General features: G+C 48.5%; 20 protein-coding genes. 11 read left to right on the top strand and 9 right to left on the bottom strand.

Translation table 11 applies throughout. The features are described from left to right. Positions 1 to 183 precede the first annotated feature (183 nt). Together MJO57_RS14935 and MJO57_RS14940 are read left to right on the top strand one after the other, a co-directional pair. Entirely contained in the window at positions 184 to 1,938 is a 1,755-nt protein-coding gene (locus MJO57_RS14935; protein WP_371924844.1) for a beta-ketoacyl synthase, read from the top strand. A 253-nt stretch (positions 1,939 to 2,191) separates the two neighbouring features. Further along, positions 2,192 to 2,737, top strand: coding sequence for a hypothetical protein (locus tag MJO57_RS14940; protein WP_252026458.1), 546 nt, complete (start codon positions 2,192 to 2,194; stop codon positions 2,735 to 2,737). A gap of 184 nt (positions 2,738 to 2,921) precedes the next feature. Here MJO57_RS14940 and ade read toward each other — a convergent pair whose 3' ends face one another. From ade to MJO57_RS14960, 4 genes are all read right to left on the bottom strand, one after another. After that, positions 2,922 to 4,622, bottom strand: a complete 1,701-nt coding sequence (gene ade, locus MJO57_RS14945) for an adenine deaminase (RefSeq protein ID WP_252026460.1) — start codon at positions 4,620 to 4,622, stop codon at positions 2,922 to 2,924. Between the two features lie 141 nt (positions 4,623 to 4,763). Beyond that, positions 4,764 to 5,471: an adenine deaminase C-terminal domain-containing protein gene (locus MJO57_RS14950; protein ID WP_252026462.1), complete on the bottom strand. Its 708-nt coding sequence runs from the start codon at positions 5,469 to 5,471 to the stop codon at positions 4,764 to 4,766. 33 nt (positions 5,472 to 5,504) lie between these two features. Continuing rightward, positions 5,505 to 7,019, bottom strand: coding sequence for an IS66 family transposase (locus MJO57_RS14955; RefSeq protein ID WP_252017330.1), 1,515 nt, complete (start codon positions 7,017 to 7,019; stop codon positions 5,505 to 5,507). A gap of 159 nt (positions 7,020 to 7,178) precedes the next feature. After that, on the bottom strand, positions 7,179 to 7,880 hold the full coding sequence (locus MJO57_RS14960; protein ID WP_252026464.1) for a VacJ family lipoprotein: 702 nt from the start codon (positions 7,878 to 7,880) through the stop codon (positions 7,179 to 7,181). 300 nt (positions 7,881 to 8,180) lie between these two features. Between MJO57_RS14960 and MJO57_RS14965 the strand changes: the two genes are divergently transcribed. From MJO57_RS14965 to MJO57_RS14985, 5 genes are read left to right on the top strand one after another with little or no spacing between them, the layout of a single operon-like run. Further along, positions 8,181 to 8,456, top strand: coding sequence for a type II toxin-antitoxin system Phd/YefM family antitoxin (locus tag MJO57_RS14965; RefSeq protein WP_252026466.1), 276 nt, complete (start codon positions 8,181 to 8,183; stop codon positions 8,454 to 8,456). After that, positions 8,453 to 8,845, top strand: a complete 393-nt coding sequence (locus tag MJO57_RS14970) for a type II toxin-antitoxin system VapC family toxin (RefSeq protein WP_252026468.1) — start codon at positions 8,453 to 8,455, stop codon at positions 8,843 to 8,845. Before MJO57_RS14965 ends, MJO57_RS14970 begins: the two co-directional genes overlap by 4 nt. 44 nt (positions 8,846 to 8,889) lie before the next feature. Further along, positions 8,890 to 9,114, top strand: coding sequence for a hypothetical protein (locus MJO57_RS14975; protein WP_252026470.1), 225 nt, complete (start codon positions 8,890 to 8,892; stop codon positions 9,112 to 9,114). Continuing rightward, positions 9,111 to 9,272 carry a PIN domain-containing protein gene (locus tag MJO57_RS14980; protein WP_252026472.1) on the top strand — a complete coding sequence of 54 codons (162 nt, stop codon included), beginning with the start codon at positions 9,111 to 9,113 and terminating at the stop codon, positions 9,270 to 9,272. Before MJO57_RS14975 ends, MJO57_RS14980 begins: the two co-directional genes overlap by 4 nt. Continuing rightward, a complete protein-coding gene (locus tag MJO57_RS14985) occupies positions 9,245 to 9,472 on the top strand; it encodes a hypothetical protein (protein WP_252026474.1) in 228 nt (75 codons plus the stop codon). The genes MJO57_RS14980 and MJO57_RS14985 overlap by 28 nt, the downstream gene beginning before the upstream one ends. A 122-nt stretch (positions 9,473 to 9,594) precedes the next feature. On the opposite strand, the gene MJO57_RS14990 is transcribed toward MJO57_RS14985, so the two are convergent. Then, positions 9,595 to 9,882, bottom strand: a complete 288-nt coding sequence (locus tag MJO57_RS14990) for a DNA-binding transcriptional regulator (RefSeq protein WP_252026476.1) — start codon at positions 9,880 to 9,882, stop codon at positions 9,595 to 9,597. A gap of 103 nt (positions 9,883 to 9,985) precedes the next feature. Continuing rightward, on the bottom strand, positions 9,986 to 10,186 hold the full coding sequence (locus MJO57_RS14995; protein WP_252026478.1) for a hypothetical protein: 201 nt from the start codon (positions 10,184 to 10,186) through the stop codon (positions 9,986 to 9,988). Between the two features lie 430 nt (positions 10,187 to 10,616). Here MJO57_RS14995 and MJO57_RS15000 point away from each other — a divergent pair, with 430 nt between their 5' ends. Further along, positions 10,617 to 11,597, top strand: a complete 981-nt coding sequence (locus tag MJO57_RS15000; RefSeq protein WP_252026480.1) for an IS4 family transposase — start codon at positions 10,617 to 10,619, stop codon at positions 11,595 to 11,597. Here MJO57_RS15000 and MJO57_RS15005 read toward each other — a convergent pair. Continuing rightward, positions 11,557 to 12,597, bottom strand: a complete 1,041-nt coding sequence (locus tag MJO57_RS15005; RefSeq protein WP_252017335.1) for an IS1595 family transposase — start codon at positions 12,595 to 12,597, stop codon at positions 11,557 to 11,559. The genes MJO57_RS15000 and MJO57_RS15005 overlap by 41 nt on opposite strands. A 76-nt stretch (positions 12,598 to 12,673) precedes the next feature. On the opposite strand from MJO57_RS15005, the gene MJO57_RS15010 reads away from it, so the two are divergent. Further along, positions 12,674 to 12,979, top strand: a complete 306-nt coding sequence (locus MJO57_RS15010; RefSeq protein WP_252017680.1) for a hypothetical protein — start codon at positions 12,674 to 12,676, stop codon at positions 12,977 to 12,979. Between the two features lie 141 nt (positions 12,980 to 13,120). On the opposite strand, the gene MJO57_RS15015 is transcribed toward MJO57_RS15010, so the two are convergent. Next, positions 13,121 to 13,408: an antitoxin gene (locus tag MJO57_RS15015; RefSeq protein ID WP_252026482.1), complete on the bottom strand. Its 288-nt coding sequence runs from the start codon at positions 13,406 to 13,408 to the stop codon at positions 13,121 to 13,123. Continuing rightward, positions 13,405 to 13,683: a hypothetical protein gene (locus MJO57_RS15020; protein ID WP_252026484.1), complete on the bottom strand. Its 279-nt coding sequence runs from the start codon at positions 13,681 to 13,683 to the stop codon at positions 13,405 to 13,407. The genes MJO57_RS15015 and MJO57_RS15020 overlap by 4 nt, the downstream gene beginning before the upstream one ends. Positions 13,684 to 14,003: 320 nt before the next feature. On the opposite strand from MJO57_RS15020, the gene MJO57_RS15025 reads away from it, so the two are divergent. Then, positions 14,004 to 14,288 (top strand): type II toxin-antitoxin system Phd/YefM family antitoxin, encoded by a 285-nt coding sequence (locus MJO57_RS15025; RefSeq protein ID WP_252026486.1) that lies wholly within the window; start codon positions 14,004 to 14,006, stop codon positions 14,286 to 14,288. Then, positions 14,275 to 14,655 (top strand): PIN domain-containing protein, encoded by a 381-nt coding sequence (locus tag MJO57_RS15030; protein WP_252026488.1) that lies wholly within the window; start codon positions 14,275 to 14,277, stop codon positions 14,653 to 14,655. The genes MJO57_RS15025 and MJO57_RS15030 overlap by 14 nt, the downstream gene beginning before the upstream one ends. The last annotated feature ends 80 nt before the right edge of the window (positions 14,656 to 14,735 follow it).

Raw genomic sequence — 14,735 nt, forward strand, 5'->3', positions numbered from 1 at the left:
TAGTGCCAACTTCATTTGATTCTTAATTTGCCTTCATAACAACCTGATCTCTACCCAGACTGAGTGGCAGATAATTCCGTTGTTATACAGGAGTGTGGTTTGTCCAGATTACCCGTTATTGTTGCTCAAGGTGGGATCAGCCCGGCTGGAAGAACGTCTGGTTTTCATGGTTACCGTCGTTTGGTGCTGGAATGTCTGAGTGATCAGTCGCAGCGTGATACCCTGGCTGCGCTTAAAACGCTAAGAAATCTGCCAGAAGGGAGCAGCCGGGAAGATATTCTGTCTGGAACCTTGATTCGACAGCTGGAAAACAACCTGTTTAATCATAAAGCCATTCCCATTCACCAGGCCATTCAGGCTGAGGCCGGATCTGAATTTATCCTTCAAGGACGTCGTTTACCGAATCCACTGCCCGCTGGCTGGCAGTTAGAAAAACTGGAAGATGGTCAAATCAAGGTGAAAACAGAAGGCACCCAGCAGTTGATGGTTCCTTCAACCCGTGAATCGCTGGTCAGTGTTGCGGGTCAGTTACCGAGCGGTTTTGCTCCTGAAAAACTGTACCAGTCCCGGAACCATCCCAGATCACTGACAATGACGGTGTTCGGTGCGTCCGATGCTATCTATTCTTCCGGTATGGACTGGAATGCGATTAAGCAACAGCTAAGCCCTGAACAGGTAGCGGTATATTCCGGTAGTGCCATGAGTCAGCTTGATTTTAACGGCAATGGCGGCATGCTTCAGTCCCGTTTGATGGGTAAGCGGGTGACTTCCAAGCAGTGTCCACTGGGTTTTGCCGAGATGTCCGCAGATTTTATCAATGCTTATATTCTGGGCTCACTGGGTGGCACCGGGACTGGGATGGGTGCCTGTGCCACCATGCTTTATAACCTGGAGCAGGCCGCTTCTGAAATTCGCAGTGGACGCCGCCGTTTGGTGATTGTCGGTAACAGTGAAGCACCTGTTACCCCGGAGGTCATGGAAGGTTATTCCACCATGGGAGCCTTGACAACGGATGCTGCCCTTCGAAGCCTGGACGGGCTATCTGATGCTGCAAACCCGGACTGGAGAAGAGCTTGTCGGCCATTTGGTGATAATGCTGGCTTTACAATTGCTGAATCCAGCCAGTTTCTGGTTCTGATGGATGATGAACTGGCTCTTGAGTGTGGCGCAGAGATTCTCGGAGCGGTGGCGGATGTATTCATCAACGCCGATGGCTATAAAAAGTCCATTTCAGCACCGGGTGCTGGTAATCATTTGACCGTTGCACGTGCTGCCGCTCTGGGAAGGGCCATTGCCGGTGATGATGCCCTGCGCTATCGGAGCTTTGTTCAGGCTCATGGTACAGGCACTCCTCAGAACCGGGTGACTGAATCACAGATTCTCAGTGAAACCGCAAAAGTGTTTGGCATGGAGAGCTGGCCGGTTGCCGCTGTGAAAAGTTATGTTGGCCACTCCATTGGCGCAGCCGGTGGTGATCAGATCATGGCAACACTGGGCGTATGGAAGCATGGGATCATTCCCGGTATCACAACGATCAGTGGCCTGGCTGACGATGTTTACTCGGAAAAACTCAATATTCTGCTGAATCATCTGGAAACCGGTGTTGGTCAGGTGGATCTTGCGCTGATTAATGCCAAAGGTTTTGGTGGTAACAATGCCACAGCACTGCTGCTCAGTCCTGAATTAACCCGAAAAATGCTGCAAGCCCGTCATGGCGATAGGACCCTGACTCAATGGCAGCGGAAAAACGAGTCAGTCACCCGTCAGCAGGAGGATTATGAACAACGTTGCCAGACTGGGGAAGCAAAGCCTGTTTATCGGTTTGGAGACGGTGTGCTGGATGGCTCTGATTTAGAGTTCAGTGACAAACAGGTTAATGTTCCGGGCTATGGAAAGCCGCTAAGTCTGGAAATGGAAAATCCTTTCTGGGCATTTTGAAATTATCTGGATAACTGGCCTTGAGTAACATCATTGCCAGTTATGGACATTCCTGTTGATACTGCAATTCACAGAGGAACTTCGAAGGAATCTGGTTTCAGGAGATTTCCTTAATGGCTGTTAACGTGCGTCTTTTGCGGGGCTGAAAACCTGTCATTCAGTTTGAGAATGAGCATACCTGGTCTTTGGAACTTTACTGCTGTACTACGGTCTGAATTAACTAATCCACTGATTTAGTTATGAGGTTTATTTTATGACGCCAGTTTCTCATACATCAACATCCAGGGGGAGTTCCCCTTTTCAAGAGACTTCACAACAGGATGTGAACCAGATTGTCGGGGTTGAAGCAAAAAGTATCGTTGCCTCGAAGCTTGATTCAGAATGGTCCCCAAAGCAAATTGCCCTGCTTGGCCGTGAAATAATCGCGCTGGTTGAAGGAGAAGTCTCTATCCCCGGTTCTACATATCGAAAAGTGATAGATTTCTTTATAAATGCGCTTTCTTGTCCTGATGAAAAGGGTTTGCTGAATGCGGTGGCTACTAACAAATTCAGTTATAAGGAAGTAATGCCTGATTTAACAAGCATGGATCTGGCTTTCAAATTAACCAAAGAAGAAATATTGCATATTGCACGTGTACACCTGAGCAGGGAGAACAATATTCATTTGGAGTTCGATTGTAGAGACTATGAACCATTAAGATTAGGGATCAAAGTCCTGACATTAATAAGGCAAGTTAATGGTTCAGACTTAAGCCTTGCATCATTTTTGGATAAATTAAACCCCTCCCATTTATGCTGACTGATACGAGGGTATCAAGAGATGGCCTCATTCAGAAATTCTGGTGACTTGAGGATAGCATTTTTTAGATCGATCGTTGCTGGAACGGCTATAACAGTTGAGATCCCTGACTTTTGAACTTCAAATTAAATGTGTTCACTATAGAGTCTGGTAATAAGCGGTTATTACCAGACGGGTACCGGGATTAAATAATACTGGTTTCAGCAAATGAAAAAGTTCTGACGTCAAACAGCCCATTTGATGTCAGCTTCAGTTCCGGAATCACTGGCAGGCTCATAAAGACCAGGGTCATCAATGGTTGAATATTGGCATTCACTCCCAGCGTATTTCGTGCCCTGTCTAACAACTCTCCCATGGTGTTAGCGACGGTCTCGGCACTCTGATCCGACATCAGGCCGGCTATTGGTAATGGCAGTTCACCAATCACATCACCATTGTGCACCAGAACAAAACCGCCACCGATGGATTCAACCTGCTTTACGGCCGTCAACATATCCTGATCGTTATCACCTACCACAACAATGTTCTGGGAGTCGTGGGAAACGGTGGTGGCAACTGCCCCGCCAGTCAGCCCATAGTCGGCCAGAATGGCCAGGGACATATTGCCGGACGCTTTATGACGCTCAATCACGGCCAGCTTATTCAGTCCCGGGTTCAGGCGGGTATGGAACAGGCCGTGGTGATCAGCTTGCACGGCCACCTCCAGGGCTTTGGTCAGCACCCCGCCGGGAAGTACACCGATCGCTCTGGCTTTTTCAGAACTCAGCGGTAACCGGAAGTTCTCAACACTCAGTGGTGCCAGATTGACCGTATTCATGACGGAAGGGCAGTGATAGTCTTCAATATCAACCAGCAATTCGCCGTGGCGGGCAACTTCCTGACCAGCACAGAGTACGCGATTGACCTTAAAACTCTGCAAATCGTCAACGATCACCACATCGCCATCGTAACCGGGGGCCAGGGCTCCTTTCTTTTTCAGGCCGTAACACTCTGCTGCATTGAGGGTGCCGATGGTAATGGCCATGATCGGGTCAATACCGGCTTCAACGGCCAGGCGCAGGTTTTTATTGATATGACCGCCATGGATAATATCCTTTGGCTCGCGGTCATCGGTACAGAACAGGCAGCGGCGGGCGTTGCCGGCATTGACGCCTTTCACCAGCGCCAGCAGGTCTTTACAGGCAGAGCCTTCGCGGATTTGAATATACATGCCCATCTGGATTCGGGCCAGCATCGCGTCAATACTGGAGCATTCATGGTCGGTTTTAATGCCGGCCATGGCATAGGCCTGAAGCTCCAACCCCTTCAATCCGGGGCTGTGGCCATCTGCAATATAGCCATGGTCGTGTGCCAGTTTCACTTTGGCCAGCATGTCGTCATCACCATTGACGACGGCAGGGAAGTCCATGACTTCACCAACCCCCAGTACATCCGGATGGTTGATCAGTTCAGCCAGATCTTCTGCCAGTAATTTTGCTCCCGCTTCCTCAAAAGGTGTTGCCGGTACGCAGGAGGGCAGCATGATTTTCACATTCAGTGGCAGATTTCTGGACGCATCCAGCATATAGCGAATACCATCAAGACCGCAGACATTGGCGATTTCATGGGGGTCGGCAATGATCGTGGTGGTGCCGTGGGGCAGAACAATTCGGGCAAACTGGGGCGGAGTGATGGAAGACGACTCAATATGCACATGGCTGTCAATCAGGCCTGGCATCACAATGCCGCCGTTGGCGTCAATGATTTCATCGGCTTGATAATCACCGATACCAATGACTTTGCCCATGCCCAGGGCCAGTGGTCCATCAATCAGGCGCTGGTTAAAGACGTCCACCACTTTACAGTTGATAATCAGAGTATCTACGGGGATTCGGCCTGCGGCCATATCGATCAGTTATTTCATATTTTCCGGAATGTATGTCAGGTAATCACTCCTCGTTCCCCCGGGAGTGACCGGGCAGTGGGGGGTATGCATTCCCACGGTGGACCGTGGGAACGAGGCGTTGTTGTGTCGAGGTCTTCTGGGTTATTCAGCGGCGCTGAGTACTGGATTAAAGACGCTCTGCCCGGCAAAACTCACTGCACCCAGGTCAGTCATGGCATAATCTGGAATGGCTGTGATTTCCAGGCAGCACATGTAGAAGATCGGGTCTGGGAGGTCACAGCCCAGTGCCCGGGTGACTGCCTTCATCTTAATCTCGGCTGCTGCCATCGCTTTAGGGCTGATATCGGAGGTGATGCCACAGATAGGCAGATGGATAAAGTCAACCACCTCGCCATCTTTCACAATGACCTGACCACCACCTTTTTCTGCCAGATAGTTGATGGCAATGGACATGTCTTCAGAGTTAGTGCCGATGCAGACAATGTTGTTGTCATCCGGTGCCTTGGAGCTGGCCATGGCGCCGGCTTTCAGTTTCCAGCCGGAAACAAAAGCCACCGGCTTGTTACCATTCTTGCCAAAACGTTCAACCACCGTAGCATAGAGCACATCGTTCTCGACATCCGGAAGCACCACACCATTCTCAACCTTGAGCGTAACATCCCGACGACGACGGACAAACGGCACGTCAAAATCCACCTCCATGGACAGTACATTGACCCTGTCGGTTTTCAGATCGGTGTATACCTTCATATCAGCCGGGGTAATGGATGGGATTCTCAACTTCGAAGAGAGTATTTCACTGCGCGGCGGAGGCTGCAGATCAACTGCCATCTTGCCGCCATCAACCACCAATTTGCCCTTGGCGATTACCTTGTCGAGTAACTATTCAGCACTGAGCAAAGGCATATTACAGTAATTCCGAACAGCTCTATGAAGTGATTGATATATGTCCATTCCCTGTTTTCTGGCAGACGACAAATAGCTGCGAATCCGTGCAAACATAGAACCACCGTCTGCACTCCTGAAGCAGCCTGAGATTTTCTGCTTTAACTTGGCCATTCGAACATCCCGCTCACTGCCATTGTTATCGAAGGGAATGGTAAAATCTGACATGAAGCGCAGTGTCTCAGCCTTGAACTCAGTGAGTCGTTTGAAGAGATTGTAAGCTTTAGTATTCTTGACTTTCTTGCGCTTAAGCTCCTCTCGTTGCTTCTCCATATAGACGACTTCTTTCATTAGAGCCCGCTGAAGCAACCGGTCATAAATCTTCTCGATTCGTTCACAGACAACACTTGGCATCTGTAGCATACCTATGGTCTTAAAGCCCTTGCAGTAATGCCAGGAAAGCCTCAGTAGCTTCATCAATCGCAACGCCAGTTGATTGCTGTCCCTATCAACAACACCCAAAAGCTCCCTCAGGTGATGGGCATTGCAAAGTACGTGAGTTGCCGCATATGCAAAATAGGATTTCCAATGATCATGAACCAGAACGCCTGCAAATGTTAGCAGTATGCCCATCGTGTCCATGGCCTCACGACCTCGCTTTTCAGACAAGTAGTAGAGCGTCCATTGTTCATCCCGCATAACGTGTAGCCAGTGCAAAGAGCCCTCGGCCCGCATACCCGTTTCATCGGCTCCGGCAACAGACGATTCCCGCAAGGCGTCACGAATAACCTCTTCAGTAGAAGCCAGATTTTCATAGGTTCTGGCCACAAAATTGGCGACAGTGCCTGCACTTACACTCATTTTATAGAGAGTATTAAAATACTCTGACACGCGCTTAAAAGGCAGGAAATGGTATTGGTTAAGATAGACGGCCATAGCCTGTGTGGCTGAGCCATATTGTGCGGCAGCGGTAACACCTTCCGGGAATTCAGCCTGATTCCGACAACCACAAGTGCAGATTTTTACTTCAGCTCTATGGGCCGTTACTTCAAATTCACCCGGTCTCCCTGGTTCAAACACCTGTCGTTCAATATATTTGACCGGCTCACTATCAAGAAGAGACGCCTGACATTTATTGCATTCTTTAACCGGAAGGTACTCAATATAGTCAGGGATATCGACCTGTTTAAGACAAGTGCCCTGATGCCCTTTCTTTCCACCGGCTTTATTACCAGAAGACTGTCTCAGACTTTTAGGATTGGGTTTTTCATCCGATGGATCGGTACCTTTATCTGCGGAAAGGTCGTCAGAATGATCTGGAGAATTACTGTTTTTACAAGGTTTTTGATAACCATCAGACGATGGCGGCTTGCTGCTGTTTTGACTGTTCTTGCCAACCTTTTCTTCCAATTCTCGACATCGCTCTTCCAGACAGGCAACTCTCATCCGCAGCTCTGCATTCTCTTTCAAGAGAATCTCAGCCGACATAGTTGCGGGTAGTTCTGGAATCATGCTGGCGAATATTGTGGAAAAATGGTGCTTAAGAGGATGGTATAAAAATCAGAAAATTCCAGATTTATGTGGGGGTGCTGAACAGTTACGGCAAATTAATGTGTTTGCTTAAAGTCATGGCAGCCACAGGCGGATGTGATGGTCATTCACGGTTGATCTTCAGAAGTCATCTTCAGGCTGCTGGCCGGTAATTAAATATTCACGTCGTTGTAAATAAGTATCTCTGATAAACGTGTAACGGTCTCCGAGTATCAGCTCTTCAGCATCAAGGAGTTGCGCGCGACTATTGATGATGTCAATACCGCCGGCAATCCAGCTGGCACGCTCAGGTTCATAGTAGGCTAACGGATTGGTTAACGCGTCAGGAATCAGGCCAACGCCAGAACGGACGGTGCCCGGGCCAAGAAAGGGGAGGACAAGATAAGGCCCGGACGGCACGCCCCAGTTGGCAAAAGTCAGCCCGAAATCGCTATAGCGCTTGTCAAGCCCTAGTGGTGTCGCTACATCAATCAGACCCAGCATGCCAGCAGTAGAATTGATGATCAGGCGAACGGAGGAAACCAGTACATCCTGTACCTTGAGCTGGAAGCCGGCACTGGCGATATTTCTCAGCTCACCAAGATTGCTGAAGAAGTTGCTGACTAAAGTTTGCACCGGCCTGGGTGTCACAACGTTATAGGTCTTGGCAACGGGCTTCAGTGCATAGTTGTCCAGGGTTTCATTCAGTTTGAACACCTTACGGTTCCAGCTTTCCAGTGGGTCATCGTAAGCGATGGGCTCAGTGCCAAAAGTCAACGTGGGCAAGAGTATCAGCACCGTTACGACAACCGAACGAACAATAATCGCAGGAGAATGATTCACACGCTTGATCCTTGATTCCTTGTTAATTATTCACTTCTGTAGATTCGGGCACACCGTACTCTCTATGCAATGCAATGCGATGACGAGATGAGCTTGGCAAACGGTTATCCTGTAATGCGTTGTAAAAAAGTGACGTGGGACTATTCTAACTTGGTCTTAAGTACTTTTTCCAATGCAGGGTCAATCGCTAGCGTTGCCGGGCAGGGCGACAAAATGGTTTCGTTTTTATCTCGTTCTCCTTTATTTGCCAGTCCTCTAAAGGTTAGCTACTGTTAGCTAAACAAACCGGAGGATTTGCCCATGTCCGAGTCATCCGCTGGCGAACCTGGACAGGTTATCAATATGCATGAAGCCAAGACCCGCCTTTCTCAACTTGGCGAAATGGCCTGGCGTGGAGAACGGGTCATTATCTCCAGAGCAGGCAAACCCTACCTTGAGCTGGTACCCTACCGTGAACGAAAAGCCCGTAAGCCCGGTCGATACAAGGATGAAGTCCACCTGCCTGATGCCGCTTTTGGTGACTCTGCGGATGGCACAGATGATGATATCATCGAACTGTTTGAGAGTGACGAATGAGTATCCGGCACTTATTGCTGGACTCCCACGTTTTTCTCTGGTGGATTAAAGACCATAGTCGTTTAGGGTCAAAGACCCGCTCGTTGATTGCCAATGCAGAGAACGTGGTTTATGTCAGCGCTGCATCCATTCTGGAGATCGCCATTAAGAAAAGGCTGGGCAAGCTGAATGCTCCCGATGGGCTATCTTCGATTCTTGAAGAGGAAGGCTTCACTCCGCTACCTATCCAACCATACCACGGCGAGCTGTCCGGAACCCTTCCCATGATTCATAAAGACCCGTTTGACCGCCTGCTGGTTGCCCAGGCCATTGCGGATGGGCTTGAACTGGTCTCGGTTGATTCGGTATTTCCCCGATACCACGTCAGGCTGGTCAATGCCGAAGAGTAGCTGTGCATGGGTAATGGATTACATATATTAAGGAAGCAAAATCCATGGCCACCCTGACCATCCGTAACCTGCCGGACGAACTGATCGAACGATTAAAAGCCAGCGCCAAAGCTGGCAACCGCTCCATGGAGCAAGAAGTGCGGGAACTGCTTGAAGCCCGCTATCAACAGAAGTCTGATCTGATTCAAGCTATAAAAAACAGCTGGAAAGAGCTGCCGGAAACCTCAGCCAAAGAGATGGACGCTTGGCGACAGGAAGGGCGACCATGACCCGAGCCGTTATCGATACCATGGTCTTTGCCTATGCACTGTTTAATGAACCCGTACACCGGCAGGAAGCCCTGGCCGTATTGGAAAAAACCGAACACATTCATGTGCCTGACCTGTTCCGGGCCGAGTTGTGCAATGTTGCCTCTGGCAGTGGATAACCCATCAGCAATTGAGCCTGCAACAGGCCATACAGGCAACCGAACGAGCCGAAGCACTGATCACGTCGGTAACCAGCAGTGAGCGATTATGGTTCAAAGCACTGGAAGTAGCCACGTATGCAAAACACCCTGCCTACGATGCGTTATTTGTGGTGTTGGCATTGACAATGGTGCCAATAATGTTATTGGGTAAATCCTGATAGTTACGGGCAAATCATAGTGACTAACTCTAAGCCCGATCAAGCCTGAAACATTCAAGAATCAAGACCCCGATTTGTACCCCCCCCCCACACTTTTTGCAGCAGTTTTTGAGAAGTTACAATTATTGCAACTCTTGAAACACTTCAGGGCATTGCTCTGCGATTCTTAGCAGTGCTTTTGCTGGGCCTTGGGGGCTTCGGCGACCTTGCTCCCAATCTTGTATGGTTCTTATGCTGACACCCATAAGGCCAGCAAAAGCAGACTGCGAAAGCTTTAACTTTTTCCTGATTTCTTTAGCAGGTGACGGATCGGAAAGGATAGAAGTTTTAAGCTTACCTTCACCGGACTTGAAAGCTTTAATCTCCTCAATGCCATCAAGAATTTCTTGACCTATATCTCTTTTACTCATTTTCGATAGCCTCCGTAATTTTCTTGAGAATATGGCCAGGAATAGTGGCTTGCTCAGATTTACTGTAAATTGTGAGCATCCATATTTCGTAGTCACTCTTTTTTCAGTGGTAAATTACTCGAACACCACTGCTTTTACCTTTGCCTTCAGGAGCCCAACGCACTTTTCGAACACCGCCGCTACCACGGACAATATCACCAGAGTCCGGCTTTTCCTGTAGATGCCATTGCAACATTCTGTATTCATCATCCGATAAATAATCAGAAAGCAGCTTGGTAAATTTGCTTGTTTCAATGAAAATCATAGACTAGAAGTGTACGGCATTGCCGTATTTTGTCAAATCTACACATCTCATCGATTTTGTTGATAATTTGTATTGGGGGATACCACCCAAGAAATAGGGAAAAAATAGAAAAACAGGACACCCATTTTCTCAACCAAGATATATATGGGTGTCCTATTTTTCCTCCGATTTTTTGACCCCGATTTTCCTCCAAGAATCAAAGCCTGCCCACAATACTTTGGGTTTTGGCAGTGAGACCTCACCCCAAGGCCGGATACTTAGGGTAGACATTAAGCTCAAAAAAGGTTCGTTTCCGGCGGCAGAACCCACCTTGAACAGCCACAATAAAGCTTCGAAACCATTATCAATGGCTGAACAAGATGAGTACTGCAAATAGTAGATTAGTTGAAAAAAACTGTTGACCTGTTTCGACCGGTCAGAACTCCTAAGTATGGCGGAACAGCTTGGTTTTACTATACGACAGCGAGATATCCGTCCTTTGGATTTTATCCTCTCACTGATCGATGCCCTCGCTGGTGATGGAAACTGCGATACCCAGGCGGATCTACACCGTAAATTTAACGAGTTGACGGGGCTGAATGTCTCTTATCGTTCTTGGGCAAATCAAGCTAAAAAGGACGCGCTGCCTACTCTTATCCTGTGGCTATGGGTGCAGTGTCTGGAAATATTTTCCCGCAAAGTCATGGCGTTTGATGAAGACAGTCCATTTTCAGAGTTTGAGCACATTCTGATTCAGGACGGTTCGTCACAAGCTGTCTATGATGCCCTGAAAGAAGCATTTCCCGGCAGGTTCTCAACGGTCAGTCCTGCTGCCGTCGAGCTTCATACGACAATGGATCTTCTCACCAACAACCTGGTGCGGGTGCAGCTGACTGAAGATACCCGTTCAGAAAGAGACTGTCTGCCACCACTGCCAACATCCATGGCCTATATCCTGATGCTAATGGATGCCGGTTATTTTGAGCTGGAACTCTTTGCCGCTATTGATGACAGGGAGGGTTCTTTTATCTGCAAGGCACCTCAGAGTATCAACCCGACGATACTCAGCGCGGTACGGGAGGATGGCAAGAATCTCAATCGCTACAAAGGACAAAAACTGAAGGATGTACTGTCTGGCTTCCCCAAAGACCAGTGCCTCGACCTGGATGTAGAATGGCCGGGATTCAAAGCCTGGCCATTCCGCTTGGTTGTCCGCTGGAATGACAAAAAACAGAAGTGGGTTTTCGTTGTGACCAACCTGAACCGGGTGGAGTTCACCTTGAGTGATGTGCTCCAGGCCTATCGTCTACGGTGGCAGATAGAGCTGATTTTCAAAGAGATCAAATCCTATTCAGGGTGGCATCGTTTTAACACCAAATCAGCGACACTGGCTAAGTTACCGTTAATGGTTGGAAGCACCAATGTTCAGTAATTCTGCTGATCAACCGGCCAACAGTTAATTTTTTTGCTGCCGTCAGTTCTCGCCTCCAGGCCAGATAATGGGGAAGGTAACGAGTTGCAACCCCTTGGAATACGCCGCCAATCCAGCGTTTTAAATGACTGTGATAAGAATTTACAGTCTGGATGTGGTAGATGCCTTCAACAACATGTTGACCTGCTGATGTCACCAGCTCCTTGAAGACAAATCCAAGCTTGTCAGCAAGTTTTTCGTGAGCGAGGTGTGCATCCGCACAGACCGTGGCCTGTATCGATATGCGGCCATTTAAATGCCTGCACAATTCATTAGCACTTTCGTTTTCTAATACACCGTCAACGGTATTTCGATTACGGTCCCGAGCCACCATTACCGGGACTTTTCGGGCTTTGTTGGGATCATTACCCCGCTTTCGGGTTGGCCGTGGAAGGCCTTCTCTTTGCCCTTTGAAGGATTCACGGAAAAATGTTTCATCAAGCTCAGTAATGCCACAAAGCTCTTCTGCTTGATCATTATTAATCACTTCAAGAAAGCGGTGACGCCAGCGGAACGCAGTTTTCAAGTCAATGGCATTCTCAGCAGCAGCTGGTCGCAAGACCATAGAGTGAGTCATACCTGCGAGGTACTTGTTCCATTTTTCAGGGTGCCTGAGCCTTGCCAAAGGCGTTCCACTAAAGGCGTTAAACGTTGAGTCGCAAGTCTTGCAGTGGTAGCGCTGTCGGCCATTTCGTATGCCCCAGCGACCAACGCTATGGCTTTTGCATTTGGGGCACCTGGGGTTTTCGGCAAATTGGGCAAGTATGCTCTTTTCTACGTCAGGTGTTGCATTATCGTTATTGGGTATAGATTCACTGTAAACAGGTTCAGAGTCAGTGGTTTCTACTACCTCGGTAACCTCTATTTGAGTACTAAGGAGCGAGTTGTTAAGAATGTCTCGCTGTTCACTGGTTAATGTTGAAATGGAATCAATAAAATTCTGGAAGAGTTCAGATTGCATATCACTCCCCTACAACGTAGATTTTATGGGAGTTTAGCTGATTCAACCATTAACGGTAACTTAGCCAGCGACACTGGTGTTTAGCCTGATTCTGATGTCCTTTGTGGTTGTGACGTTGAAAAGGTACCTTGCCCATGCTGCACAGGCGAACCTCTGTGAAAGTGGGAGCATTGAGGAAATCTCGACGCACAAGGTGATGAAAAGTGGGACTCACCTGTTTGGTAATGTGATTTCATCGTTGATGAATGCAGGAAAGTCATTGGTCTCATGCATTAAAAAGCTACTGGACTTCTGGGGAAATAATGCGAAACGAGAACACCCTGCACGGGATGGTTGTTCAGGGCGTACAAGATTAGGCCTTTGTGCGGTGGGTGGGGCTTAATGTCTACCTTAAGAGGCCGGATATATGGAAGCATTACTCTTTAAAAGCCGTTGTGACAACTTTTCCTTGCAATGCGGGGCGGACCATATATGACCCCCAGCTCTCTCTATTAACCGCTTGAGATTTAGTAGTGGGAGGATGTCAAGAGCCTGGCTTCACCTCCACCAAAGAACCAGAAAGATACTTATGGATAATACTGGAAACCAATGTCTGATAAGGGATTCCTTCACGCAGGGCACGGGATTGTATGGCCAGCAAATCACGGTGGGAGATACGGATGTTGATGCGCTTATCCTTTTTAAAAGTCTCTGCAGCAACACTCTCCAGCTCAGCTTTGCGTTCCGGGGTCAACGTGGACTGATAGTCACCTGCTTCCAGGGCATTAAGTAGTGACTGCTCCTCTTGATCCAACGTATTTTTTTTTGTCATGAATCACCTTCCAGATAATCTCGGGTAAACTTTCGGCTCGGTATCAGGGTCTTCAGGAAGACCTCCTTTTCGCTCTCGACGTAGGGCACCAGCCAGGCATAGCCCGTCACGTTAACAACAAACACCCTCTGGTGCGGGTAGTCAACAACGTTAGGATGGGCGATATCATCCAGAAGGTCGCCGTTTTGAATATGAAAGATAACTTCTTCAAATGATTTACCGCGCTGATCAATCAGCTGCTGGTTCTTCTCGGCGCTCCAGTTAAAGCTTTTCATAGGGCCAGTATAGTGATTGTGTGCACTTTGTCATCAAATATTATCCAATAGCCTCGTATTCAGTACATCATCAACCTTGTCCTCAATGCCGCCCAGGCAATCAACACAGAGCAAAAAAGTAGAGCAAGATAATGCAACGTCAACACCTGACCAAATCCCACAGAAGCCGAGGTCAGGTTGGCCAGGGTTCTAAATTTCCAAGTCTTTCTAATAGACGGCATTGGATGTGCATAATGAAAGACCTGACCCAGATTTTCCTTGCTAACGATGTACGTACATTCTATATTTTATTACGTACGTGTAATCTCAGGAGCCCTTACATGGAAAAAGACTCATCCACAACGGCACGGGGAGTCGAAAAGGTAACACTGACCCAGCTTCGCAAGAACATCTACCAGCTGGTTGACGAAGTGATTGCCAGTGGCCGACCCCTGACCATTAAACGGGGCGACAATCTGCTTAAGCTGGACCTTGTGACAACCTCATCGTCAAAGCTGGATAACCTCAAGAGGCGCGATACCCTCTGCACCAATAACCTGAACAGTCCTGACGAGCTGGTAACAGAGACCACTCACCAGTGGGATAAAGACCATGGTTTTGATTGATACCCACATTGCGGTCTTCCTGCACAGCAACATGTTATCCATGATCTCCCGGCCAGCCCGGAAAGCGCTGGAAAGCCAAGACATCGTTCTGCCGGAAATGGCCAGGCTGGAGTTGCAATACCTGTTTGAGATTAAGCGCATCACCTGCACGCCGGGCCAGATTGTTGCTGATCTGTACGGTGAAATTGGCCTGACCTGTTCTACCACAGCGATTGCCGGCCTTATTCAAACCGCCATCGGTATTTACTGGACACGAGATGCATTTGACCGACTGATCGCAGCTGATGCCATATTTTGCGATTGCCCCCTTATCACCCGGGACCGGCACATGATTGAACACCTGCCTCAAGCATTAAGTGCCCGATGACCTGCGCCCCAGCTTTTACCTCGTTCCCAGGCAAAGGGAACGAGGTAAAAACCAAGCCACGAGTTGGTGAAGTGGTTTAA

This window comes from Endozoicomonas sp. SCSIO W0465 (assembly GCF_023716865.1).
In the GTDB taxonomy this organism is placed as follows: domain Bacteria; phylum Pseudomonadota; class Gammaproteobacteria; order Pseudomonadales; family Endozoicomonadaceae; genus Endozoicomonas.